This window comes from Pantoea sp. SIMBA_079 (assembly GCF_046940275.1).
In the GTDB taxonomy this organism is placed as follows: domain Bacteria; phylum Pseudomonadota; class Gammaproteobacteria; order Enterobacterales; family Enterobacteriaceae; genus Pantoea; species Pantoea borealis.
Map to the genome: position 1 here is coordinate 1 of NZ_JAWRYR010000306.1, position 272 is coordinate 272.

The following is a 272-nucleotide window of genomic DNA, read 5'->3' on the forward strand; positions in this document are numbered from 1 at the left end:
CTGCAAGTCATCTTTTCCGGTACGCCGAAGTCCGTGTGGGAATCGTCGCAGCAAGGGCTGCTGGCGCGCGATCTGGCGATGAATGTCGCCTTGCCGGAAGTGGACGGGCGCGTGCTTTCACGTGCGGTTTCCTTCAAGTCGGCCAAACAGTTCGACGCGGCAGTGGAGGCGAATATCGTTACCCACGAGCCGCATGAAAACCGCGTGGATTTTGTGGCGCAACTTGCGGCAAACTGGGTGCGGTTGAAACGGAAATCACCCGAAGAAAGACG

General features: G+C 58.5%; 1 protein-coding gene. It reads left to right on the forward strand.

All coding sequences use genetic code 11. The features are described from left to right. The coding region (locus SB719_RS20135) for a cobaltochelatase subunit CobN (RefSeq protein WP_412159737.1) at window positions 1-272 on the forward strand (272 nt) is incomplete at both ends.